We start from the raw sequence: 24513 nt of genomic DNA on the forward strand, positions 1-24513 counted from the left end.
CCCCGAAGCCCGTCGCGCCGCCCCCGGCGAAGCCGGCGACGCAGCAGCAGCAGCCCGGGACGCAGCCGAACGCCTCCACCCAGGCGCAGGGCAACGTGCAGACGCCGGCGCGCAACGTGCTGAGCGGCCAGTCCAGCTTCGAGGCGGGCGGCTCGCGCGCCGAGGTCAACGGCACCGGCCCCGGCGGCATCAACACCAACGCCTACGTCCAGGGCCCGACGTTCAGCGCGGACGCGTCCGTGGACGCGGACATCGGCCTGTCCGGCATCGACGTGAACGTGCAGGTGGACGTGTCCGCCAACCTGGTGGAAGCGGGCGCCAGCGCCACCAAGACGGTGGAGTTCGAGATCGCCGGCGAGCAGTACTCCGTCGAGCTGGACCTGGAGGCGCTGGGCAAGATTGGCGCCGAGGGCTCCATCGACCTGGACCTGCACGTCGGCACCGACGGCACCGTGTCCCTCAACGCCGCTGCGTCCGGCTTCGCGGGCGCGCAGGCCAGCCTCACCGGCGGCATCGAGCTGAAGCACGAGGGTGACACCCTGGCCTCCGCCAGCATCACCGCCAGCGCCAGCGCTGGCGTGAGTGGCGACGCCCACGCGGACATCGGCCTGGACGGCGGCAACCTGGAGTTCGACGTCGGCGTGGAGGCCACGGCCGGCCTGGGCCTGGGCGTCGAGGTGGAGGGCTCCGTCAACCCCGGCAACATCCTCAAGGCGGTTGGCGAGACGGCCGCCGCGGCCGGCGGCGAGATCCTGGAGAACGTGGCCGAGGGCGCCATCAACGCGGGCGGCGCGGTGCTGGACGCGGCCGGCGATGTGTTCTCCGGCGCGGTGGATGCCGCGGGCGACCTCATCGAGGGCGCCGGCGATGTGGTCGGCGGCGTCAAGGACACTGTCGGGGGCTGGCTGGGCATCGGGTAGGCACCCGCGAGACCGCCCAGTCCTTCTGGGGCTGGGCTATCTTCCCGACCCATCATGGCCGTCTCCAAACAGGCATCCTCCGCGGCGCGTTTGATGAAGCAGGGCCTCCTCAAGGACGCTGCCATCGAATTCGAGCGCGCCCTCAAGCAGGACCCGAAGGACGCGGCCGCCCTGCTCGGGCTCGCGCGCCTTCGCCTCGCGCAGCATGACGAGCCCGCCGCGCGCGAGGTGCTCCAGCGGCTCGTGGCCCAGCACCCCACCCACCCCGAGGCGCTGAGCCACCTGGCCCGGCTCGACGCGGAGCAGGGCGACGCGAGGCAACTCGCGGTGCTGGAGGCGCTCGCGGCCCAGCCCAAGGCGGGCTTCTTCGAGGTCGTCAACCACGGCCGCGCGCTGCTGGCGCACCACCAATACCCCGCCGCCATCGCCGCGCTGGAGAAGGCGCTCGCCTTGCAGCCGGGCAACGCCCAGACGCTGACGTACCTGGGCATGGCGCTCCAGGGCGACAAGCAGCTCGACCGCGCCCTCAAGCTCTATCTGGAAGCGGCGGAGGCCAGCCGCACCGAACACCTGCCGCTGCTATTGGCCGCGCGGGTGCAGGTCCTCAAGGACCAGGTGGGAGCAGCGCTCCAGACACTCCAGAAGGCCATCCTGCGCAGCCCTCGCGAAACGGCCCTCATCCGGGAGTTCGCCACGCTGTGCTTCGTGGCGGGTGCGCCCGAGCCGGCCATCAAGGCCGCCATCGACATCCGCCTCCAGCAGCCGGACAACGCGGACGCCATCTATCTGCACGGGCTGGCGTCCTTCGTGGCCGGAAAGGACGCGGACGCGGACCGCATCCTGCGCGAGGCCCTGGCCAAGGTGCCGGACAACGCCATGGTGCGCATCGCCCTGGCCAAGGTGCGCCGGCGGATGGGCGACGACGCGGAGGCCCAGAAGCTGCTGGAGGCCGCCCACACCAGCGACCCGTCCGACGTGGGCGCGGCCAATGACCTTGCCGTGCTGCTGATGTCGAAGCCCGGGGGCGCGGCCAACGCCCGCGCGGTGCTGGCCCCGGCGCTCCAGGCACACCCGGACGATGCGGGGCTGCACCTCAACCAGGCCCTGGCCCTGGCGGACAGCGACAAGGCCCAGGCCCGCACGCACGCGCAGAAGGCCCAGGCCAGCACCGACAAGCACGTCCGCGAGCAGGCGGACCGGCTCGCCGCCGCGCTGGCCGGCAAGTAGCCACCCACGCTCGGGCCGCTGTCCTCTTCGCGGCCCTGCGCCAGGGGGCGCCGTCATGGCGACTGCCGTTACGGGCTGATCCAGAGCGCCCCCGTCCGCGCGGACTCGAAGCTGGAGGCGGACGGCAGGGCGGAGTGGACCGGCGTGCGCGGCTTCGAGGCGCGCAACAAGCCGCGGGCCATGAGCCCGGCGGCCAGTTCAGCTGGCCATCCGCATGCTGGCGGGGTCGAAGCAGGAAGCTCCGAAAACAGGCTGGAGACTTTCAAGCCTCCAGCCCGCTTCGTCGCGTACCTGGCCGCGATGACCGTAGGAATGGGGCGCATGGAGTGACGGCGCGGCGAGGGGGCGCGAGGCGTTGAACTGACTCTGGCGGACGGCCCCTCGCTGCTCCCGTGGTTCCATCAGCACCTGGGACCGGCGCAATCGAAGGAGCAGCAGCTTCCGCCAGGGCTTCCTCCTCCCCCTGACGCGGAGCCCGTGCGGGCAGCGTCGCTCGCGTGGAATATGGGCAGGCACGTTCACGTTGCCCCCACTTTCTCCGAGCATGACCCCAGCCCCTTCCGAGGTCTCGACTTCCCGCGTCGAGGCCCGTCCCGTGGATTCCAGCGAGCGACTGGCGCTCCTCGACACGCTGCGCGGCTTCGCCCTGTGCGGCGTGTTCATCTCCAATGTGATGGTGTGGTTCAGCGGCAGGGTGTTCCTGCCGCGCGAGCAGGTCCTCACGGCGATGAACAACGCGTCGTTGGCCGACACCGTCACGTGGCAGGCGTACTCGGTACTGGTGGCCGGGAAGTTCATCACCCTCTTCTCGTTCCTCTTCGGCCTCGGCTTCGCGGTGCAGATGGGCCGCGCCGAGGCGCGAGGGGCCTCCATCACGCCGCTCTATGTCCGGCGGCTGGGGGTGATGCTGGTGATGGGGCTCTCGCACCTGTTCCTCATCTGGTACGGCGACATCCTCAGCACGTACGCGGTGCTGGGATTCGGCCTGCTCCTGTTCCGGAGGCGCTCGGAGCGAACGCTGCTCATCAGCGCCCTGCTGTTCGCCCTGGGGTGGTCCGTCGTCGGCGTGTTCATCCTCAAGTTCCCGCAGTTGATGGCGGACACGCCGGAGGCCGGCGCGGCCATCGTCAAGGCGGCCAGCGAGAAGTCCGCGGCCATCAAGACGCAAACGCTGGCGGCCTTCACGAACGGGAGCTGGCTGGACGCGACGAAGGCGACCGCTCACTTCTTCTTCCGCGACTACTTCCCGTTGCTGCTGACCATCACGCTCTCGACGTTTGGCCGGTTCCTGCTGGGCCTGCTGGCGGGGAAGCGCCGCATCTTCCACGACGTGCCCCAGCACCTGCGGCTGTTCCGCCGGCTCCTCGGGTGGGGGCTCGTGGCCGGGGTAATTGGCAGCGGCAGCGGCCTGGTGTTGCAGCAGCTCATGCTGAAGCAGGTCTTCACCCCGGAGACGCTGCCGACGTGGGTGGCCTTCGCCATCGCGCCGCTGCGGAACCTGGGCGAGCTGGGCTTCGCGGCCGTCTACGTGTCCGGCATCACCCTGCTCTTCCAGCGAGCCACCTGGCAGCGGGCGCTGGGCCTGCTCGCGCCGGTGGGGCGCATGGCGCTGACGAACTACCTGTCACAATCCATCATCAGCGTGCTGTTCTTCTACGGGTACGGACTGGGCTTCATCACGAAGCTGGGTCCCGCGGCGTGCGTGGCGTACTGCCTGGCCGTCTTCTCCGTTCAAGTGGTGTGGAGTCACCTGTGGCTGTCGAGGTTCCGCTTCGGCCCCGCGGAGTGGGTGTGGCGGTCGCTGACGTATGGAAAGGCCCAGCCGATGCGCCATGATGACGCCCCGGGCCAGCGCACGCCGGCGTCGGCGTAGCGCGGACCAGCGAAGGCGCTGTCGCTGCCCTGATCGCCGAAGCCGTGAGCGGAACAAATGAGAAGCGAGCCGTTCCCGAGCGCTCGGCTTGGGACGCCTGCTTTTGTCTTCCTCTGGGTGCATGCACAGGGTTGACAGACTCGCGCTGCGCTCATCCGCACGCGACGCCATGACCAGGAGGCAGCCATGAGCACCGCCGCAACCCGGAGTCAGGATGCAACCACCGGCGCGCACGCCGGGAACGTCGACATGAAGTTGGAAGCCGTCGTCATCCCCGTATCGGATGTCGACCGCGCGAAGGCGTTCTACGGGAACCTCGGGTGGAGGCTCGACGCCGACTTCCGTTTCGATAACGGCTTCCGGGTCGTCCAGTTCACGCCCCATGGCTCGGGGGGCTCCATCCAGTTCGGTACAAAAGTCACGTCGGCCGCCCCCGGCACGGCCCAGGGGCTCTACCTGATTGTCTCTGACATCGAAGCTGCGCGCGACGACCTCGTCAGCCACGGTGTCGAGGTCAGCGAGGTATTCCACGCCGGGACGCCAGGTGCTCAGTTCGGCATGGACGGCCGGCTGAGCGGGCCTGAACCCGGCCAGCGCAGCTACCGTACCTTCGCCTCTTTCAGCGATCCGGACGGCAACGGCTGGCTGCTGCAGGAGGTCACGGCGCGGCTGCCCGGCCGGGTTGACTCAGCCGAGACAGCGTTCGGCTCCGCGAGCGATCTGTCGAGTGCCCTGCGGCGCGCGGAGGCCGCCCACGGCGAGCATGAGAAGCGCACCGGGCAGAAGGACGCGAACTGGCCCGACTGGTACGCCGCGTACATGGCCGCGGAGCAGGCCGGGACGGAGCTGCCGACATGAAGGCGTTCCACCCTGCGCCATGAACGGCCAGGTTTGAAGCGGCGTGCGTGGCGGACTGCCTGCCCACGAATCCAGCCGCTGTCTCCAGCGCTAGGCCTTGGGGAACTTGACGATGACGGGGGTGACCTTGACGAGGTCGTAGGACTCCTGCCGGTTGAGCAGGTTCGTCTGCTGCGCGACCAGTTGCGCGCGGAATTCCACCTGCCGCGCCTCGTGGTCGAAGAGCGCGTAGACGACGTAGTACCGCGCCTTGCGAACCATCGTCTCTTCGTCAACCGAGAGCTGGATGTCGTCCGGGTTCAGGCTGCTATCGACGACGCACTTGAAGCCGGCCAGCTTGTGCAGGTTCTGCGAGGCGCTGTCGGTGCGGGCCTCGTGCCGGATGAGGATGCGGCCCTCCTGGAACTTGTACCAGAGGCTGCATCCGCTCAGGTTCGCGGTGAAGAAGTACGCGAGGGTGTCAGTCGCGAGATCGATCTCGCACTCCGTGACGTCACCCGACTTCCAGGGCAGGTAGAAGGCATCGGGGGAGCCGCTCTCCTTGAGCGTGGCCAACTCGCGGTCTTCCAGGGTGTCGAACGTCACCGCGTAGGCGCCCATGCCGGAGCCGGGAGCGGGACCGAGGATGAGCGGCTTCTGCTTCTGTCTGCCGGATGCGTTTCCCATGAGGCTCCTTGAGCGTCACGCATTCATAGCAGCAGGGCCGGCAACGCGGCGATGTCCCTCATCACGAGCGCCCGGGTCTTCTTTCCGGCCTCAGCCTGCTCGACCATTTCGATGACATCGCCACGAGTCGAGGCAAGGACTCCAAGAACCGCTCGGGTCGCCTGGGAATGTGTGTCTTCGAAGGTGAACATCACGTTGCAGCACGATGACGGGCGGACCGCGTGCTGTCGCTCCCGGGAGCACAGCGCTGGTCCATCGGGTGGAGCGCGTCATCGCGAACGAGGTGCCTGGCATCAGCGGCTCGATCTCGCTCCGGAAGTCGCCCGGAGGGGCCGGGTGCCAACTGGGGATGACGTGACGACCGTCCGGGCCTCCTGAAGTCGTGACGGGCAGGTGGGCCCACACGGGAACAGGGTTCGGACCGGCAATCGACAGGAGGGGTTGGCGTACACCTCGCGTCCCACCCCCTACCTTCGGTGAACCCATGCGCCGTTCCCTGTCCCGCCTCGTGCTGGCGGCCATCCTGTGCGGCCCTCGCGGCGGAGGGGACGAAGAAGCCCGCCACGCAATGGTTGGCAAGCCCTGCCCAGGCGGCCCGCGCGGCGCGAGTGGAGGCGGGCCTGGCCCCGGTCGTCATTGAAGGCGAGAAACCCCAGAGACTGACGCTCCAGCAGAGGATGGCGCTGTACCGGATTCCCGGGCTGAGCATCGCCGTCTTCGACAAGCACGCCATCGTCTGGGCCAAGACCTATGGCGTAAAGGAGGCGGGTGGCTCGGAGCCCGTCACCCTGGAGACGCTGTTCCAGGCGGGCTCCATCAGCAAGCCGGTGACGGCCCTGGCGGCGCTGCACTTCGTCGAGGCTGGCAAATGGTCGCTCGACGAGAACATCAACAACAGGCTGCGCTCGTGGACTGTCCCCGAAAACGACTTCACGAAGGAGCAGAAGGTCACCCTGCGCCGGCTGCTCAGCCACAGCGCGGGGACGACCGTGCATGGCTTCCCCGGGTACGCCGTCGACGCTCCCATGCCCACGCTGGTGCAGGTGCTGGAGGGCGTGGCGCCCGCGAACACCGCCCCGGTGCGCGTCGACCTCGTCCCCGGTACGAAGACGCGCTACAGCGGCGGTGGCACGTCCATCGTCCAGCTGATGATGGTGGAGCAGCTCCAGAAGCCGTTCCCCCAGGTCATGCGGGAAACGGTGCTGAAGCCGCTCGGCATGAGCAGCAGTTCCTACGAGCAGCCCCTGCCTCCGGCCCTCGCCGTCAGGACGGCGACCGGGACGTACGCCAGCGGGAAGAGCGTCGCGGGCCGCTGGCACGTATACCCGGAGATGGCCGCGGCCGGACTGTGGACCACGCCGTCCGACCTCGCGCGGGTCGCGCTCGAGGTGTCCAGCGCGAAGGCGGGCAAGTCCAAGCGCGTGCTGTCCCAGGCGATGACGAAGCAGATGCTGACGCAGCAGTCGGAGCGGTTCGGGCTGGGATTCCAGGTGGAACCGGGCACTGGCCAGTTCCGTCACGGAGGCTCGGATGAAGGCTTCCAGGCCGCGTTCATGGCCTTCAGTGACACGGGCAGCGGCGTGGTCGTCATGGCCAACTCCGACAACGGCTTCCTGCTCTTCGACCGTCTCATCGCCAGCGTGGCGGCGGAGTATGCCTGGACCGGGTTCAAGCCCGAGCCGGTGTCGCCGTCCGCCCAGGTGGATATGCTCATGCGACTCAAGGGCGTCGACACCGCGCTCGCCTGGTACACCGCGAAGCATCGCGAGGGCCTGAAGGGCCTGGATCAGGGGGACCTGAATCAGCTCGGCTACCGGCTGCTGGCGGACAGCAAGGCCGCGGACGCGGTGCGGGTGTTCGAAACGAACGTGAAGCTCTTCCCGACGGATGCGAATGCCTACGACAGCCTGGGCGAGGCACAGCTCCAACTGGGACAGAAGGAAGAGGCCATCACGAACTACAAGGAAGTCACTCGCACTGGACGCGGGGAATGCCAATGCGGTGAAGGTCCTCGGGAAGCCTGGCGTGCCCACCGGGAAGTGAGCGCAGGGCCTCCGCCGGGAGGTTCATCGGCGCAGGAACTGGAACACCTGGCCCGCTACGACCTGGCGCCGCTCCTCGAGCGCGTGAAGGACTTCGACCGACTCCTCCCCGTGGCCGTCACCCTGGCGCGCGTCACGGCGAAGTCCTGCGCCGACCAGGAGTGGGGCCCGCTGCTGGCCTTCCGGCCGAGTCCCGCCGCAAGCCCTCCGAAGTCTCCGAGGAGGAGATGATGGCCGCGCTGCGCGAGCATGGCTGGGACCTGGCGGCCAGATCGGCGGCCATCCGCAGGCCGGCGGGGACGAAGCAGCAAGCCCCAAAAACGAAAACGGGCTGGAGACTTTTCAGCCTCCAGCCCGCTTCGTCGTTGGGTCGGTGAGATGGGATTTGAGACCGGTGCCCTCCGGATTTCCAGTCGCCTCGTCCTGGAGGAGATGGAGGAAGAGCTGGCCGCCAGAAACGAGCGGGCACGCCGCCCTGCCTTCTCCTGTCTTTCGGCACTGCGCCACTTGCCTTACCATCCCTCGTGATGAACACCCGGCGCATCGCCAACCTTGACGTGGCGCCCATTGGACTGGGGGCCATGCCACTGTCCATCTACGAGCGGCCCGATGAGGCCGAAGCCGTGCGCGTCATCCACGCGGCGCTCGATGCGGGCATGACGCTGATTGACACCGCCGACATCTACTGCCCGGGACCCGACGACCTCGGCCACAACGAGCGGCTGATTGCGCGCGCCTTGCGTGAGCGCTCCTCGAACGAGCGGGTCCTCGTCGCCACCAAGGGTGGGCTCGAGCACCACCGCGATGGCAGCTTCCCCTTCAATGCCGCTCCGGAACACCTGGAGCGAGCCTGCGAGGCGAGCTTGCGCGCACTCGGCGTCGAGTGCATCGACCTCTACCAACTGCATGCCCCTGACCCTGCAGTCCCTTTCGCGGAGTCCATCGGTGTGCTCGACAAGCTCCGCCGCGCCGGCAAGGTGCGGCATATCGGCCTGTCGAATGTCAGCCTCCGCCAGCTCGTGGAGGCAGAGGCCCTTGTCCCGGTCGTCAGTGTCCAGAACTGCCTGAGCCCCCATGACCGCGAAGACTTCACATGCGGAGTCCTTGCCCACTGTGAAGCGCGTGGCATCGCGTACATCGCCTATGGCCCGGTCTGCGGCAGGCTGGGCAAGGCGCGCATCGCCGCGAACCAGCCTTTGTGCCGCGTCGGCGAGCGCCATGGAGCTTCTCCCTTTCAGGTCGCGCTCGCGTGGCTGCTCGCCCGCTCCCCCGTGGTGATTCCCATCCCGGGGGCCCGCCGTATCCGCACCGCGCTCGACAGCGCAGCGGCAATGCATCTGCGGCTCGATGCCCAGGACATGGCCGAGCTCAACGCCGCGTTTCCAACGCCATGAAAGGAGCACCTGTGCCAGAAGGGGCGCCCCAGCAGTTCCCTGACGAGGAACGAGACCTCGAGAGACTCGAGCTCCTGTCGATGATGAGCCAGGATGCAGCCGCCTTCATCCCCCGACAGCTGCTCGAAAAGACTCTTTTCTATTACGAGCAGCTGAAGCTGCTCAAGGACGTCCCAGGCGATATCGTCGAGTTCGGGGCCCACCGGGGTACGTTTCTCTGCGTGCTCAATGACCTCGCCGCGCTCGTTGACGCGCCCAGCCCGTTTCGGGACATCCTCGGGTTTGACACCTTCAGTGGCTTCCCCGCGTCCAACCAGATGAGCCAGGCTGCCCGCACGGACCGGAGCTTCTACGCTGCCGGGTCCGCCAACGACACGAGCGTCCGGCTGGTCAACCGCAAGCTGGAGGAGCGCCCTGGCCACAGGGTCCAGCTCATTGCCGGAGATGTCTTCGAGACGCTCCCAAGGACCCTGGCGGAGTGGCCGAACAAGATTGCCCTGGCCATCTGTGACCTGGATGCAGGAAGTGTCACGAAGTTCGTCCTGGAGCAGATCTGGGAACGGCTGTCGCCCGGAGGGCTGATCTGCTTCGACGAATACAGCCGCAATGGCTGGTCCGAAACGACTGGCGTCGACGCGTTTTTCAAGGAGCGTGGGCTGAGCCTCGCCCTCCTGAAGAAGGGGCCGCGAGCGCCCGCCGCTTATGTGAGGATCTCCGACGACATCCTGGCTCGCGCGGCAGTATCACGCTGAGAGGGAAACCGCTCCCGTGCGCTGCCAACGCAGGCACGGGGGCATCCAGGTGCGCGGCGGCAGCTACCAGGGGCGGTAGTAGCCCGAATAGCGCCCCTGCTGCATCACCGACTTGAGGCGGGCAATGCCCTGAGGCGAGAACGCGATGTCGCCTTGCGCGCCATCCCCCCCGCTCGGCTTGACCGTCATCGTCGCGAGCAGCTCCGTCACGACGTCTTCCGCCCCGAGCGGCTTCTGCGCGATCTCCTCGGAGACGACCTTCAGGTCATCCGCTGAGAACTCATAACCACTCTGCTTGGCGACGTTCATCCACGCAGCCGGGGTAGGTGCCACTGCGGTGACCTGCTTCCTCAGCTTCGGGTCTCCAACAAGGTCATGAAGAAACCCGATGACACGGTCCTTGGCCATGTTTGACGCTCCAATCCCAGTTTCACCCAGAGTAGCAACCCGTGAATTCCTGTCAAGCGGGCCTCAAACGGCCTCAAGCCTTCCGTCCGACAATGTAAGGCAGCTTCCGCCCGCCGTACCTCGCGTTGGGCCCCTCCAGAATGGCTCGCTGACGCACGGTCAAATCATCGAATTCATTCGCATCGTAGTAATGTGCCGACCAGGAAATGGCCGGGGGGCTGTACTTGTAGAACAGCGTGCGCCGGTCAGCCTTGCCCCGCCACGGCAGCGTCCCGTGCGTCAGGGCTTCGGTGAAGATGATGGCGGTTCCAGCCGGAGCCGCGACCGCTGAAACGCACGGGTGCTGTAGTTCCTCTAGATTGCGCCATGCGTCAGGGAATGGGTAGTTCGACTTGTGGCTCCCCGGCACGCATCCAAAGCCTCCCTCACCAGGATTCACGTCGCGCAGGTAGTACGCAACGGCCGTCAAGCCATTGTGCATCCGGCCGTCGCGACCATGAAAGAACATACACGGGTCGAACGGCGTGCCTCCCCCGTGCAGCATGGTGCCGGTCGGCCCCCGGCCACTCCGGATGAGGTCCGCGTAGTCATGGTCCAGGCGGAACTGGGGTCCAATCAACTCCGCGAGATAGGACGTGATGCGTGGGTTATCAATCAGCTTCCGATAGGCCGCCCCCCACCACATGAGGCGTTGGAACCGATGCTTCGCCGCCGCAGGCTCCGACTCACTCGCGTCACGCTCATCAAAGATTGCGTTGAGTTCGGACAGCTCCTCAGGAGACAGCGCACCGGGCACCACGAGGAATCCACGCAGATCAAACAGGTACTGTTCCTCGGGTGTCATGACCGTGCACGCTGTCACCCGGAGCAGGGCAGGTCAACTCAAGCCCATGACTTGACTTGCTCAATTCCGGAAATATACACTTAACCACACCTGTAGGATATCTCCGCCCTCGGGGGCTTACATGCGGACGGTGGTTTCCAAGCCAGAAGCACTCGTCATCGACGACTTTCTGGACCCCGTCTCGTTCGAGCTGGTCTGGGCGTATGTCCAATCCGAAGAGTTCGAGCATGTCCACCGGATGGGATGGGTCAATGCGTGGCGATTGTCGGATGGAGTCCCGCTGCGCGGCCCTGTCACCCTCAGCCACTCGACGGACACGGACCGTTTCAGCCCCATCCACCCCACTGGAAAGGGCATTGACCTCGTCGTTGAAAAAATTCTCTCGATAAAAGCGCAGTTCGTCGACTGGGTCGGGGCGCATGGCGAGGACTGGTCCCACTTCTTCTGCCGCCCGTATATCTATGCCGCAAACATGGGGCTGTCCTGGCATCGGGACAATCAGAATCAGACGACCGGCGCGTTCACGTTCTACTGCCATCCCACCTGGAACGTGCAGTGGGGCGGAGAGCTGTTGGTCGCCGACGCCGAGAGCAGGAACTTCGAGTTCCCCCAGACCCAGCTGCTCGGCGACGAGCGCCGCTTCCTCGGAACCCACCTCGACAACACCCCCGAGAACGAGGCCCTCCTTGAGACCGGGGCCGGCATGTACATCCTCCCGAAGCCGAACCGGCTCGTGGTGGTCCCCGCGGGTGTGCTCCACGGCATCAAGAAAGTGGATCCGGCCGCTGGCAGCAATGTCCGGGTCAGCCTCCAAGGGACGTTCATGTATCCCGACCGGGGCTCTGTCAAAGGGGCGCCGCGCCCATGAGCACTCCCGCCATCCTTGACGGCGACAGGCAGGCACCGGCGACGCCGCGCCCCGTATGGCTTTTCAGCCTCGACAGCAGCCGGTACCCCGACGCCTTCCCGCTGGCATCCGGCAACCTCAAGGCCTACTTCGTCAAGCACGGCCGGACCGCCGCCAGCACCGACGTCGAGATCGTCCACTTCCACTCCCACCTCGACGTGCCCCTGTGGCTGCTCACCACCTGGGCCGAGTCAGCGCGGGAGCGTGCCCGGGCCGCGCTTGCCACGGGCGTCCGCCCGACGGTGGGAATCAGTTGCTACACATGGAACACGGAAGAGTTCCTCAACCTCGTGCGCCAGATGAAGGAGATGGTGCCGGGCCTGCTGGTGGTTGCCGGCGGGCCGCAGGTCCAGCGAGCCGAGGACTACCTGCGCTTGGACCTGGCGGACGTCGTGGTGTTGGGTGAGGGAGAGCTCACGTTCACCGAGCTCCTGGATGCCACCTTCGCCGCGGGAGCCGACGCCTCGGATGTACTGCCTCCGGTTGCTGGCATCGCCTGGGTGGACGTCATGGGCCAGCCCCACCGCACGCAGCCGCGCGAGCGCGTGCGCAACCTCGACGAGCTGGAGTCTCCGCTGGACGTGGTCCCCTTGCGCGACGCGTCCGGGGTCCCGCTGTACAAGCGCGCCGCCTACGAGACGGCTCGCGGGTGTCCGTACCGCTGCGCCTTCTGCGAGTGGGGCACGGGAGCCATCGGGACCAAGCTCTTCGAGTACTCCATTCCCCGTATCCGAGCGGACCTCGAGCGTATGGCCGAGGCAGGCATCGAGGAGTTCTTTTTCTGCGATTCCAACTTCGGCGCCCTGCGAAGCGACGCAGAGAAGGCGGAGTTGCTCGTGGAGCTGCGTGCGCGCTACGGGCGCCCGACCATGTTCTGCACGTCGTGGTCCAAGAGCCACAACGAGCGCGTGCAGCACGTCGTCCGCTCGCTCCACGCCGCTGGACTCATCGAGCACTACACCCTCGCGCTCGAGACCCTCACGCCATCCGCGCTCGCGACGAGCAACCGGACAAACCTGCCGATGAACCGCTTTCAACGGATCGTCGACGAGATGGCCCAGGAAGACATCCCCATCACCACCGAGCTCATCTGGGCCCTGCCCGGGGACAACCTCGCCGACTTCGAGCGCAACCTCGACACCATCACCGCCATCTTTCCAAGCAGCTCCCTGTATGGCTATACGCTGCTGCCCGGCACGGAGTTCTTCGACCGCCGCGAAGAGTATCGAATCCAGACGGAGACGCTCCGCGAGATGGGCAACTGGAAGCTGGACTACGTCGTCGCCAGCCACACCTTCTCTCGTGAGGAGGGCATTCGCGGCTACTTCCTCATCACCGCGCACAACATCCTCAACCGAGGGAACCTGATTCCCCTCACCTCCCGCTTCCTGGCGCTCGACGAGCGCGTCTCCGTCTCACGGGTGCTCAAGGGGATACTCCAGGCCATCCTGGCCAGTTGGGGCGGCGGTACCCGGCCGGAGGAGGAGATGGGGCTCCACGCCTACGCGAACCGGGACCGCATCTACCTCCGCCTCCTCCAGGAGCGCGAGGCCTGCTTTGGCATCATCCGCCGCGCCATGCGTGAGGTGCTGCTGGCGCTCGCCCCCGCGGACGAGGACCTGCGCGAGCGCGCCGAGCAGATCCTCTCCATCGACGAGGCGCTCTCGCCCGGCATGCAGGGGGAGACCAGCCAGGGGCATTTCTCCTTCGAGTTCAATGCAAGCGCGGTGCACGGCTCGCTGCGGCGCATGCGGTTGCCGCCGCCTGGCGTGTTCAGCAAGACCGTCCGGTCGACCCTGGCGGTCGGATACCCCGTCAATGCCGCGGACCTCCTTGCCCCCGGTTCGATGGCGCCGGGGGTGGTGCGCGGCCATCACGCAGTCGTGCCGTGAACGTCGGACCATGGCCTGAGGAAGAGGACTGGATGCATGGAGAGGCCCCAGCAACTCGATGTCGTAAAGCGCCTGCATCGCCTCATCGAGGGGCGGACGACCGACCTGGCCCCCCAGCCTTTCGAGCGCGACGCATCCGCCTATGACGACCCCGCCCGGTTCGAGCACGAGAAGGACCTCTTCTTCCGCCGCACCCCTCTGTGGGCCGGCTTCAGCAGCGACCTGAAGCAACCCGGCGACTTCATCACGCACGACGACAGTGGCGTGCCCATCCTGATCGTGCGGCAGGAGGATGGCACGCTCGGCGCGTACATGAACATCTGCCGCCACCGGGGGACCCGGGTCGTCCTCGAAACTCGCGGCAGCGGGCACGACTGCTTTCGCTGCCCGTACCATGGCTGGACCTACGGGCGGAATGGGCGGCTCATGGGCATTCCCTTCCACCAGGGGTTCGAGGGAGTGGACAAAGGCTCGCGCGGGCTCGTCTCCGTCCCGGTGGCGGAGAAGTACGGCATGGTCTTCGTCTGCGCAACGCCGGGCATGCACATCGACCTCGACGAGCACCTGGGCCCGCTTGGCCCCGAGCTCGAGAGCTGGGGCGTAGGCCGCACCTGTCGCATTCACGAGAAGCCGCTGGACTCGCCTGTCAATTGGAAGTTCGCCCTGGATGTCTTCGCCGAGGGCTACCACTTCACCGTCCTGCACCGCGATACGATCGCCATGATGACGCACAACAACGTCATGACGTTCGACCGCATCGGACGGCACTACCGGCTCGCCTTTCCCAGCCTCGACATCGGCCAACTGCGGTCCAAGCCCGAACACGACTGGGTGCCGCTCGACCACCTGTCCTTCGTCTACTACATCTACCCGAACATCAGCCTCAACGTGACGGGCGCGAAGGTGCCCACGGTGCGGGTCTTCAGCATCGTGCCGGGCCAGCACGTGGGCCATTCCGTCACCCACCACAAGCTGTATTGCGCCGACCCCGTCGAGGCTCCCGCGGAGCGGGAGCGGCTGCTGAAGCACTTCGACTACATGCACCGGGTGGTCGAGGACGAAGACCACAGCGTTGCCGTCCGTACGCAGGCCGCGCTGTCAGCCCGTGCCCAGCGAACCTTCGTGTTCGGACGCAACGAGCCCTCGCTCATCCACATGCACCGTCAGTACGACGAACTGCTGGCGGAAGACGCCGAGCGGCAGGTGCCCGCTGAAGTCCGATCCCGTCTTCACTCAGGAGCCAGGTAATGCCCTCCATGCACCAGCGCCCCGTCTGGCTCCTCAGCCTCGACGTCGAGCAGTTCACCTTCCTCCCCCTGGTCACAGGAGGCCTGAAGGCCTGGTTCGCCAGCTATGGCCGCACGGCGGCGGAAACCGACCTGTCCATGGTGCACTTCCGCTACCACACCGACGCGCAGCGCTGGCTGGCGTCGCAGTGGCAGGCCACCGAGTTGCAGCGCGCCCGCGACGCGGTCGCACGGGGTCAGCGCCCGGTCGCCGCGTTCAGCTGCTACACCTGGAACGTCCCCACCTTCCTGACGATGATCCGCGCAATGAAAGCGGACTGCCCGGAGCTGCTCGTCATCGCCGGCGGACCCCATGTTCAGGAGGCCGAGGCCTATCTCATCCAGCGGGAGATGGAGGTCGTGGTCATCGGCGAGGGGGAGATCACCTTCACCGAGCTGCTGGACGCGCCCGACCTGGCAGCGCTCCGCCAGGTGCAGGGCATCGCATTCCTCGACTCCGACGGGAAGGTCGTCCGTACTCCGCCGCGGCCACGCATCAAGGAACTCGACAGGATTCCGTCGCCGGTCCCCTTCGTCCCTTTCACCGACCCCGAGGGGCGCCCCTACAAGTGGGTGGCCTACGAGACGATGCGCGGGTGCCCCTTCGCGTGCTCGTTCTGCCAATGGGGCACGGGGGCCATCGGCGTAAACATCTCTCGCTTCTCGCTCGACCGTGTGCGCAGCGACCTGACGGCCATCATGGAGGGCGGGGTTGAGGGCGTGCTCTTCTGCGATTCCAATTTTGGCGCGCTGCCCGACGACTACGAGAAGGCGGAGACCCTGGTCGAACTCAACCACCGGCTCGGGCGCCCGGTGCACTTCGCGACCTGCTGGTCGAAGACCCATAACGCGCGCGTGCAGCATATTGCCCGGCTGCTGCACCGGCACCAACTCCTTGAGCACTACACGATAGCGCTTCAGACGCTCACGCCCAGGGCGCTCAAGCTCAGCAATCGCATGAACATGGCGGACTACGAAAGCGCCGCCCGCGCCATGGGGCGCGATGGGATTCCGATTGTGTCCGAGCTGATCTGGGGCCTCCCTGGTGAGACGCTGAACGACTTCGAGGCCAATCTCGACAAGCTGACGACGGTCTTCCCCAGCCACACCATCTACCCCTACGCGATGCTCCCCGGCACCGACCTCTACAACCGCCGCGAGGCCCTTCGCATCGAGACCGTCGAGATGGCGCCCTATGGCGAGGCGCGCGCCGACTACATCCTCTCGTGCGAGTCGTTTGGCCGGGAGGAGGGGCAGGAGGGGTATGCGCTCATCACCGCCTATATCCTCCTCTACCGAGGCAACATCATCCCCTTGACGACGCGCTACCTGGCGCTACGCCGCCTGGGCTCCGTGTCCCGCATGCTGCGCACGACGTTCCATCAACTGCTCGACCACTTCCGCCCTGGCTTCCCGCTGCTGCAGTCCGCGGACATGACGGAGATCTTCGAGAAGCGCGAGTTCCTGTACCGCTGGCTGCTGGGGCGGCGGGAGCTGGCGTTCGACGTCATCATCTCGTCCCTGCTGGAGCAGCTCCAGCAACAGGGTTTCGAGGAGGCGCTGCCAAACGTGAGCAAGCTGTTGCGGCTCGAGCGGGAGCTGGGCCCACGCGAGAAGGACTTCCGCGACCTGGCCGTCGAGCTCGACTTTGACGCCCCCGGTATCTACGAGGCACTCGAGCGGATGGAGTTGCCGAGCGAGGAGTGCTTCAACCGGCATGAGGCCCGCCAGTTCACCATTGCCCATGGCTGGGACTTCGGAGAGGAAGTCATTCCCAAGCCACTACCTGCCCCGGAGGGCGGCCTGCGAGGACGGTATCCCGTATGGCCCTGACACCGCGGCCCGCCGTGAACGGCGTCGCGGGAACGAGACGCCGGACCCCCATCTACCTCGTCAACTGCTTCAACGACTTCCGGCCGCCGCTGGCGCTCGGGTTGATTGCCGCCAACCTCCGACAGAATCATCCGCACCTGCTCGAGGCGTTCGACCTGTCGCCTGGATATATCGGCAGCCGCGGCGGGCTGTTTGCCCAGCAGCAGCGGCACGGTCCGGGACTCGTGTTGTTCTCGGACTATGTCTGGAACCTGGATGATCACCTGGAGCTGAGCCGCGAGCTCAAGACGCTGGACCCCGCCAACCTCACCATCCACGGGGGGCCGAGCGTCCCGCGCCACCCGCAGGCCTGCGAGGAGTTCCTGCGGCAGCACCGGTACGTCGATATCGCCTGCCAGGGCGAGGGCGAGGCGACCGTGCCCGAGTTGCTCGAGCGGATGCTCGACGGCGGGGATACCGGCGCCGTGCCGGGAGTGGCCCAGCTTGTCGGAGACACCTTCGTTCAGGCCCGTCCCCGTCCCCGCAGCGAGAAGCTCGACCTGTACCCGTCGCCCTACCTGACGGGCGAGTTCGACGACCTCGTCTCCTCACACGCGCCGGTCATCACCCTGGAGACCAACCGTGGCTGCCCCTACGGCTGCACCTTCTGCGACTGGGGGCAGGCCACGCTGCAGAAGATTCATTGCTTCTCGATGGAGCGGGTCACCGCCGAACTCACGTGGGCGGCGCGTAACCGCATCGCGGTGGTGGGGCTCGCCGACGCCAATTTTGGCATCCTCCCGCGAGACCTGGAGATTGCCCGCCTCGTCGCGTCGCTGAAGCAGCAGTGGGGCTACCCACTGCAATTCCAGATGAACAACGCCAAGAACGCGACCTCGCGCGTGAGCGAAATCGTCAGGATCGCCCGCGAGGCGGGGCTCGTCTCGCAGGGCGTGCTCTCCATCCAGACGCGGGACGAGGAGGTGCTCTCCGCCGTCAAGCGCAAGAACATCAAGCCGGCGCAATACGACGCCCTGCTCGCGGAGTTCCGGGCCGACAACCTGCCCGTACACACCGAGATCATGATGGCGCTGCCGGGCAGCACGTATGACACGTTCGCCCGCGACCTGCAGTGGGCGTGCGACAAGAACCTCACGGCCCATGTCGCGTGGACGGGGGTGCTGCCCAACACGCCGATGGCCGAGCCTGAGTACATCGCCCGCTACCGCATCCGCATGGCGGGCCAGAGCCGCCTCGCCCAGCCGGCGGTGCTGCAGACGCTGGGCATCCGTCCGTTCCCCCCCAACCTCGTGGTCTCCAGCACCACCTTCACCGAGGACGAGTTCCTCGAGATGGCGAAGCTGTCCGCGGTGTTCCACCTGTTCCAGGGCGAGTCCATCCTCAAGCACGTGATGCTCTACCTGCGTCACGAGCACGGACTGACCCACGTTGCCTTCCTCGAGGCGCTGCGGGACGCGGACCTGGCAGCCTTCCCCCTGCTGCGCCGGCTCCGTGACTGGAAGGTCTCGCGCGACGGGGCAACCGATCCGCTGGCGGAGTTCGTGCTGGGCAATGGGTGGCCGGCCTTCTACGACGAGGTCGAGCAGTACATCGCCTGGCGGCACGGCATCAGGGCCGAGGGGGCGCTTTGCACGGTCTACCAGGTCCAGCGCTTCGTGATGGCCTGGTCGGGCCGACCGGTGCCGGCGACGCTGGAGGTAGCGCATGACTTCGGCCAGTACGTGATGCGCGTCCACGAAGGTGACACGGCCTGCCGGTTGAGCGAGCTGGGGCCGGCGACGCTGACCGTGTACGACCCGGGAGGCCAGTGCGCCGCCACCCGGGGCCCCCTCCTCTACGAGCCGCACTGTGGCGCGCTCGAGCTGTCTTCGAGCCTGGTCCCCTCGCGGGTCGGGCCCCTGGCCCCCCGGCCCGGGGACGCCGCCCCTTCTCTCCGCGCCAGCCCATGACTCCCTCACCGCGAATGCTTGAGAGCCCCCCTGGGGACGTCCGGTCCGGCTGGGTGGAGAAGTACCGCGAGCAGGGGTACCTGAACATCCCCGACCTCCTGTCTGCCGCCACGGTCCGCCGCCTCCAGGCCGCCTTCGACGAATTGGAGCAGCAGGGGCGCCTCCGTGTCGGCGAGGAGGAGCTCATCGACCATACCGACATCATCTTCCTCCACGAGGCGTTCGCGTCCGTCCTGCGCGAGCCGCGCGTGGTCGACCTGCTGACGGCACTGCTCGGACCGCGGGTGGAGCTCTACGACACCAAGTTCATCAACAAACCCCTGAAGTCCACGGGCTTCAGCAGCTTCTCGTGGCACCAGGACTTCGCCTTCTACCCGCACACCAACCAGGACCTGCTCGCGTTCGCCATCCACCTCGATGACGAGGACGAACGTTCGGGGCCCGTCCGGCTGCTCCCTGGCAGCCACCGGCTCGGCCCGCTTCCCCACTGCCAGGACGGACAGTTCCTCCACCACCTGCCCCAGGTCCCCCCGGAAGCCGAGCGCGACAGTGTCCTGCTGACCGGCGGCGCGGGCTTCGTGACCGTGCACCACTGCCTCATGGTGCACTGCTCGGACCCGAAGGAGCGCTACGGGCATCGCCGGGTTGCCTATTACGACGTGCGCGCCCAGGACAACGTGCAGTTGGCGGGCTACCTCCGCCGCTCGGCGGGCTGGGAGGTCACCCCGAGGCCTCCGGGAGAGAGCCGCTACGCTCGCTTCCCCGACGGAAGCCGCATCGAACTGCGGGGCGCGTCGGGCAGGCTGTGTGACCCGTTCGGGCTGCTGGCCTCGGGCAGGGGCCACGCGGGACCCGAGACGTGATGGGCATTGCCCGATACCTGAGCGATGAGCTCTGCGCGCTCTACCGCGAGGCGAACTTGCGCTTCCCGCAGGTGGAGGTCGGCATCGTCCCCATGGTCGCGGACCAGATGCTGCGGGGTGGAGCCGACACGCTGACGGACTCGCTCACGCTCGACTTCTCCCCAGCGCAGGTGGCTTCAATTCGCGAGGGGATGAACCGGGCGCACAATGCGCGCCGGATTCCGGCCCTGTCCCCCGGGGCCATTGCCGCATTCCCACCCGGAGCAACGCCAGGTCCCGAGGAGAGCTTCGAGGGGATCCGCGTCGTCAGCGACGAGCGCATCCGCGCCGTGTGGCGCAACATCGTGCTCTACACGATGGATGCCATCGTCGACTGCGTGCTCGCCGTGAGTCCCTCGACGCCCCTGCCGGACGGCGAATCCGCCGAGAGCTACCGCCAGCTGACCACCGCGCTCCCGACGGCGTTCGCCCGGGCCCCCGCGCTGCTGCAGCAGGTGGCGGGAATGTTCGCCACCACCGCGCGGGCGCTCGAAAGTCCCGAGGCGCGGCGACTGGCCCGTGAGTTCAGGGACACCCTCGACTTCAAAGACATCCAAGGCGGACGCAAGGCCCTGCTCCGCTCGCGCCAGGTGCTCCACGACGCGCTCGCCGAACTGCTCCTTCACTCTCTTCGAGAGGAGCATGCCCGATTCGCGCCGCTCATCCAGTCCAAGCGCTGGCGCATCTTCCGGCCGCTGATTTCAGGCTGAGGCCAGCCCCTGCCAGCGGTGGCGCTCGTTCGCGAGCCATCGCCGGGTGAGGCGCAGGTAGCGCTCGGCCTCGTCAGGAAAAAAGTGCAGCTGGGACAGGGCCGAGAGGTACTCGATGCCCTGGTACAGGAATATCCGCCGGTCCCAGGACGGTCCCAAGGGGTGCACGGCGGAGTAGGCCTCCAGGAAGGGAGGCAGGCCGGCCGGATGCTCCATCAACAGCGTCGCGTCGACCTTGACGAAGTCCACCAGCGGGTCGCCGAGCTCGGCGCGGTCGAAGTCGAGCACTGCCGCGAGCTCCGCGTCAGCGATGACCACGTTGTCCATATGGAGGTCCCAGTGGACCAGGCCGATGCCCACCTCCTCGAGGCACTCCTCGATCAGACGTGAGCACCGCCGGGCGAGCGTACCGCCCAGCTCGGCGGCAAGGCCTCCGGTGTTCTGGCAGGCCTGGGCCCGGGCCGCCAGCCGTCTGGCGCATTGCGCACGCCAGCCGCCGCGGCGCAGTTCCTGGATGCGATCATCCAGCTCCCGCTCCCGCAGGGCACCATGGATGAGGGCGATGTTGCGCCCCAGCGAGCGAGCGATGGAGATGAGCTCCCCGGGGCTGGCCGTCTTCAGGGCCTTGGTGCCGGTCATCCCAGGGACCCACCGCTGGAGCACGAAGGCATGTTCCGACGCACTGGCCCCACCCGAGACGGCGACGACTTCAGCGACGCGGGCCCCGCGCGCCTGGGCCAGGCGCTGGGCCTCCACGCCGCGGAGCAGGTCCTCCCCAGGGCCTGAGGCCAGGGCAATCTTCAGGAGGAAGGCCTCGGCGCCCTGCATCACCTTGCGGCACACGTAGAGATGGGAGGGGATGACTTCGATGCGAAAGGGCTCCGCGGCGCCGAGCAGCGCGGCGAGCAGGGAGCGGATGCGCTCGTCACCCAGGGATTGGCTGGACAAGAGCCCGGCCCTCCCTAGCGGGTACCTTCGAAGATGGCGAAGTCCCCGAGCCCGAGGTCGTTCTCCCACAGGTCGGCGCCCGCGCACCGGGCGCGCTCCTCGGGTGACACCTTCACGACGAGGTCCCCCGCGTACCGGTTTTCGAGGCGGATGGCGTCCACGACCTGGGAGATGCCAGGGAAGACGTGCTGCCGGATGGACTCCCCCCGCACGTCGACGAAGCCCGCGGCGCGGATCCGCTCGAGGTACTCCGCGAGGGGATAGACATTCTCCTCCGGCTTCATGGAGTACCAGCGCACGCTCTTGTTGCGCTCGGTCGTCTTCCAGGTCGCGGTTGGCAGCATGTCCGCGAGCACGATGCGGCCGCCGGGCCGGAGCACCCGGAAGGCCTCCCTGAGGAAATCCTCCCGCGTGTCGAAATAGAAGGCGGACTCCAGCGCGATGACCTTGTCAAAGCTCTGGTCTGGGAACGGCATCCGTGTCGCGGAGGCCAGCAGGAATTGCATGCGGTCCGCCACGCCAAGCGCGGCAGCCCGTGCATTGGCGATGCGGACCTGCTCGGGGTCGATGTTGAGCCCGACAATCCGCTTGGGACGGTACGTCTCCAGCCAGTGGCGCGCCGGGTGTCCGAAACCGCAGCCGGCATCCAGCAGCTCATCCTCTGGCCCGAGTCCCACCCGCTGCGCCACCAGATCGGCGAGCGCGCGGCAGGCATCGGCGTACGTCTCCGCCTCCTGCCAGAGGCCGAGATTCATCCAGAGGGGAAAAGACAGGTCGTCAATGCGGGGCGCGTACTGGTCGAGGATGTACTGACCCGGTGACTTGTAATCCCTCATCTTTATCAGCCCCCACGCGTGGCCCGCTCGCTGTGACAACCAGTCTAGGAACGCGAGAACCTCAAGTAAAGCGTGCTATACCCACTCACCCCGGAGGGGCCCATGCCGCGCATACGTCTCGTTCAATGTCCCGACATGGCGACCTACGAGCAGTTGGCCCGCGAGGAGGGAGACCCGGTTCCGGTGCTGGGCGTGCGCGCGGACGACGAAGCGCTGGCGCTCGCACTGCGGGATGGGCGGCCCCCAAGGCCAACTCAGTCCGGGGAAGGCCGGGACTGTGTGCTCGCCCGCGAGGATGACTACCTTCCCTTCGCCGCCGCGCTGGCGCGCTGGACCGGGCGGGAGCTGGTCATCTCGGACCATGACTTCGAGGCCCTGGCCACCCTGCGGGCCCGCAGTGCCGTGCTCGTCGCGACACCAGACGCGTTCCCCTTCACACGGCTGGCCCAGATCGCGTCGGTCTCGGGACGCATGCGCGGAGCCTGTGCAACCGGCATCCTCACCGCGCGCTCCGGCGAGGCGCTCAGCCGGCGCATCGCGCGCATCGCCTGGTCAGCGCCCGGGCCCGCGCGTCGGAACGTGCACGCGAAGACCCTGGTCCACGGTGCCCCCATGGACGCACGGGCGCACTTCGAGGGACCCATCGAGACACTGGTCGCGGTGACCCATGGCAGCTCCATTGACATGGACCTGCGGCTGGGGGTGCTGTGCGGCCGCTCCACGAGCGCCGGCGCCGCGGAAGGCTACCCCTGCGTCATGGAGAAGGGCTGCAAGCGCAGTCCCAAGGGCGACCGGCTCCTCATCCCCATCCAGCAGCTCGATGCACGGGTGGTCTTCGCGGAGTCGTGCAATGGCATTGCCCTGACTGGAGGCCTCTATGCGGACGAGGCCTCCCTCGCCCTGAGCGCGATGGACGGCACGCTCATGGCCTATATCGCCACCTTCAAGCTGGTGCGCTCGTCGCAGGGGTTGCTGGCCTGCCTCGGAAGCGCGCTGCTCGAGGCGGGCCACGACTTCGGCACCGTCACCTCCATCGTGAATCGCGCGCAGCAGGCCTTCATCAAGGACGTGCCGAGCTTCATCTTGCTCGGTGACCCATGCGAGCGGCTCTCCCGTCCACAAGGAGCGGCCCGGTTGCGGGCTGAAGGCCAAGGCACCGGCCTGCCGCTCTCACTCGACATCGATTGCGGAGGCTTCCACGGGCGCGCGCTGGAGATCGTGCTACCGCTGTCCCGCGAACAGGTGAGTCGGCTGGATAGCACCACCTTCCGGGTCGAGCTCACTCCGATGCCGCGCCAGGACGAGGCCGGCTTCGCGGTGCTGCTGCCCTCGGGGGACGACGCGGCGAGCCTGTGGCTCTGCGTCGACGAGGCGCGCCGGTTCGACCGGGTCCGGGTGGTATGCACCGCGGCCCTCCCTCCCGAGTCCGCCCGCCTCGCCGTGACGACGGCCTGGAGCGCCATCGACACACTGTCGGCCTTGAGCGCGGGAGTCGCGGCAGCCGCCAGTCAATTGCCCGGCGCGGAGGGCTGCGTCCGGGACCTCTCCGCCATCGTCAAGCAGGCACGAGAGCTGACGACGTTCGCGGAGCAGGACCTGCAATCCAGCCATCCGCATGTCACGAGCTTCAGCAAACTCGAGCTGCCCCTGGAGACCCTGCTGGGAGCGTACTCCGCGCTCAGCGCCAGGCTGGTGTCACGGTTTCCCGACTGGAAGCTCTCCGCCCATCTGGCGTGGGCCTACAACCACCAGATCTCCACTTCGGGAGACGAACGGCCCTGCGGCCCCTGCACGGTCTGCGGCACGCCCGGCTACGAAATCACCTATTCGAGCCCGCGCTCCGAACACCTGCGCCGCACGCTCATCCATTGTTCCCGCTGCGGCATCCTGTCGGACCGGCCGTCGAGCGAGCGAGCCATGGAGCTGCGCGCCCCCACCGTCATCACGGCGGGTGAGACCGCACACTTCGAATGGCGGCTTCGCAACGACCGCCCCTTCCCGGTGGAAGTGTCCGCCGTTGCCCTGTTTCCGCATGCACCAGCGCAGCTCGGCTGCCGGTTCAGCCCAGAGACATGCACGGTGACAGTCCCACAAGGAGGCGAGGTCATCGTCCCCGGGGTCATCGAAGCGGCGAACAACGCACTGCCCGGCCATTACAGCCTGATGGTCCTGGGCTCGGGGCTGATGGCGCTGAACATCGCCGCGCGCCCGCTGCGCGTGGAGCCCCGCCCGCCTCCCGCTCTCCCTTGATCTGGCGAGGAGCGGG

The 24513-nt window shown here is 67.4% G+C and carries 22 protein-coding genes; 16 read left to right on the top strand and 6 right to left on the bottom strand.

Going from position 1 to position 24513, the window contains the following annotated elements:
- From D7X32_RS26350 to D7X32_RS26370, 5 genes are all read left to right on the top strand, one after another.
- A partial coding sequence (locus D7X32_RS26350; RefSeq protein ID WP_244239186.1) for a Circumsporozoite protein occupies window positions 1-920 on the top strand: 920 nt, incomplete at its 5' end.
- A gap of 93 nt (window positions 921-1013) precedes the next feature.
- A complete protein-coding gene (locus D7X32_RS26355; RefSeq protein ID WP_244239187.1) occupies window positions 1014-2147 on the top strand; it encodes a tetratricopeptide repeat protein in 1134 nt (377 codons plus the stop codon).
- Window positions 2148-2291: 144 nt separating this feature from the next.
- Window positions 2292-2477, top strand: a complete 186-nt coding sequence (locus tag D7X32_RS26360) for a hypothetical protein (RefSeq protein WP_120605330.1) — start codon at window positions 2292-2294, stop codon at window positions 2475-2477.
- Window positions 2478-2742: 265 nt separating this feature from the next.
- A complete protein-coding gene (locus D7X32_RS26365) occupies window positions 2743-4020 on the top strand; it encodes a DUF418 domain-containing protein (RefSeq protein ID WP_500683172.1) in 1278 nt (425 codons plus the stop codon).
- Window positions 4021-4206: 186 nt separating this feature from the next.
- Complete coding sequence (locus D7X32_RS26370) at window positions 4207-4878, top strand: VOC family protein (RefSeq protein WP_120605332.1); 672 nt, start codon at window positions 4207-4209, stop codon at window positions 4876-4878.
- Window positions 4879-4968: 90 nt separating this feature from the next.
- Here D7X32_RS26370 and D7X32_RS26375 read toward each other — a convergent pair whose 3' ends face one another.
- Together D7X32_RS26375 and D7X32_RS45560 are read right to left on the bottom strand one after the other, a co-directional pair.
- Window positions 4969-5544: a hypothetical protein gene (locus D7X32_RS26375; protein ID WP_120605333.1), complete on the bottom strand. Its 576-nt coding sequence runs from the start codon at window positions 5542-5544 to the stop codon at window positions 4969-4971.
- A gap of 23 nt (window positions 5545-5567) precedes the next feature.
- A complete protein-coding gene (locus D7X32_RS45560) occupies window positions 5568-5735 on the bottom strand; it encodes a hypothetical protein (protein WP_158625765.1) in 168 nt (55 codons plus the stop codon).
- Between the two features lie 381 nt (window positions 5736-6116).
- Between D7X32_RS45560 and D7X32_RS26380 the strand changes: the two genes are divergently transcribed.
- From D7X32_RS26380 to D7X32_RS26390, 3 genes are all read left to right on the top strand, one after another.
- Window positions 6117-7817 carry a serine hydrolase gene (locus tag D7X32_RS26380; RefSeq protein WP_244239188.1) on the top strand — a complete coding sequence of 567 codons (1701 nt, stop codon included), beginning with the start codon at window positions 6117-6119 and terminating at the stop codon, window positions 7815-7817.
- Between the two features lie 296 nt (window positions 7818-8113).
- A complete protein-coding gene (locus D7X32_RS26385) occupies window positions 8114-8980 on the top strand; it encodes an aldo/keto reductase (protein ID WP_120605335.1) in 867 nt (288 codons plus the stop codon).
- 80 nt (window positions 8981-9060) lie between these two features.
- The gene (locus D7X32_RS26390; protein ID WP_158625766.1) at window positions 9061-9732 is read left to right on the top strand and encodes a TylF/MycF/NovP-related O-methyltransferase; all 672 of its coding nucleotides are present in this window, start codon (window positions 9061-9063) and stop codon (window positions 9730-9732) included.
- A 63-nt stretch (window positions 9733-9795) separates the two neighbouring features.
- On the opposite strand, the gene D7X32_RS26395 is transcribed toward D7X32_RS26390, so the two are convergent.
- Together D7X32_RS26395 and D7X32_RS26400 are read right to left on the bottom strand one after the other, a co-directional pair.
- Window positions 9796-10140: a Nif11 family protein gene (locus D7X32_RS26395; RefSeq protein ID WP_120605337.1), complete on the bottom strand. Its 345-nt coding sequence runs from the start codon at window positions 10138-10140 to the stop codon at window positions 9796-9798.
- A 73-nt stretch (window positions 10141-10213) separates the two neighbouring features.
- Window positions 10214-10984, bottom strand: coding sequence for a phytanoyl-CoA dioxygenase family protein (locus D7X32_RS26400; protein WP_120605353.1), 771 nt, complete (start codon window positions 10982-10984; stop codon window positions 10214-10216).
- 121 nt (window positions 10985-11105) lie between these two features.
- Here D7X32_RS26400 and D7X32_RS26405 point away from each other — a divergent pair, with 121 nt between their 5' ends.
- From D7X32_RS26405 to D7X32_RS26435, 7 genes are read left to right on the top strand one after another with little or no spacing between them, the layout of a single operon-like run.
- Window positions 11106-11852 carry a 2OG-Fe(II) oxygenase gene (locus D7X32_RS26405; protein ID WP_120605338.1) on the top strand — a complete coding sequence of 249 codons (747 nt, stop codon included), beginning with the start codon at window positions 11106-11108 and terminating at the stop codon, window positions 11850-11852.
- Window positions 11849-13783 (top strand): B12-binding domain-containing radical SAM protein, encoded by a 1935-nt coding sequence (locus D7X32_RS26410; protein WP_120605339.1) that lies wholly within the window; start codon window positions 11849-11851, stop codon window positions 13781-13783. The genes D7X32_RS26405 and D7X32_RS26410 overlap by 4 nt, the downstream gene beginning before the upstream one ends.
- A gap of 36 nt (window positions 13784-13819) precedes the next feature.
- Window positions 13820-15031 (top strand): aromatic ring-hydroxylating oxygenase subunit alpha, encoded by a 1212-nt coding sequence (locus D7X32_RS26415; protein WP_120605340.1) that lies wholly within the window; start codon window positions 13820-13822, stop codon window positions 15029-15031.
- Complete coding sequence (locus D7X32_RS26420; RefSeq protein ID WP_120605341.1) at window positions 15031-16902, top strand: B12-binding domain-containing radical SAM protein; 1872 nt, start codon at window positions 15031-15033, stop codon at window positions 16900-16902. Before D7X32_RS26415 ends, D7X32_RS26420 begins: the two co-directional genes overlap by 1 nt.
- Complete coding sequence (locus tag D7X32_RS26425; RefSeq protein WP_120605342.1) at window positions 16893-18851, top strand: B12-binding domain-containing radical SAM protein; 1959 nt, start codon at window positions 16893-16895, stop codon at window positions 18849-18851. The genes D7X32_RS26420 and D7X32_RS26425 overlap by 10 nt, the downstream gene beginning before the upstream one ends.
- A 14-nt stretch (window positions 18852-18865) precedes the next feature.
- Complete coding sequence (locus D7X32_RS26430) at window positions 18866-19714, top strand: phytanoyl-CoA dioxygenase family protein (RefSeq protein WP_158625767.1); 849 nt, start codon at window positions 18866-18868, stop codon at window positions 19712-19714.
- On the top strand, window positions 19714-20463 hold the full coding sequence (locus D7X32_RS26435) for a hypothetical protein (RefSeq protein ID WP_120605344.1): 750 nt from the start codon (window positions 19714-19716) through the stop codon (window positions 20461-20463). The genes D7X32_RS26430 and D7X32_RS26435 overlap by 1 nt, the downstream gene beginning before the upstream one ends.
- On the opposite strand, the gene D7X32_RS26440 is transcribed toward D7X32_RS26435, so the two are convergent.
- Complete coding sequence (locus D7X32_RS26440) at window positions 20455-21411, bottom strand: phosphotransferase family protein (protein ID WP_120605345.1); 957 nt, start codon at window positions 21409-21411, stop codon at window positions 20455-20457. The two genes, D7X32_RS26435 and D7X32_RS26440, sit on opposite strands and share 9 nt — an antisense overlap.
- A gap of 14 nt (window positions 21412-21425) precedes the next feature.
- Window positions 21426-22247 (bottom strand): class I SAM-dependent methyltransferase, encoded by an 822-nt coding sequence (locus D7X32_RS26445; protein ID WP_120605346.1) that lies wholly within the window; start codon window positions 22245-22247, stop codon window positions 21426-21428.
- 135 nt (window positions 22248-22382) lie between these two features.
- On the opposite strand from D7X32_RS26445, the gene D7X32_RS26450 reads away from it, so the two are divergent.
- Window positions 22383-24497, top strand: a complete 2115-nt coding sequence (locus D7X32_RS26450; protein WP_120605347.1) for a hypothetical protein — start codon at window positions 22383-22385, stop codon at window positions 24495-24497.
- Window positions 24498-24513 lie beyond the last annotated feature (16 nt).

The sequence above is a fragment of the Corallococcus carmarthensis genome (assembly GCF_003611695.1).
Taxonomy (GTDB): Bacteria; Myxococcota; Myxococcia; order Myxococcales; family Myxococcaceae; genus Corallococcus; species Corallococcus carmarthensis.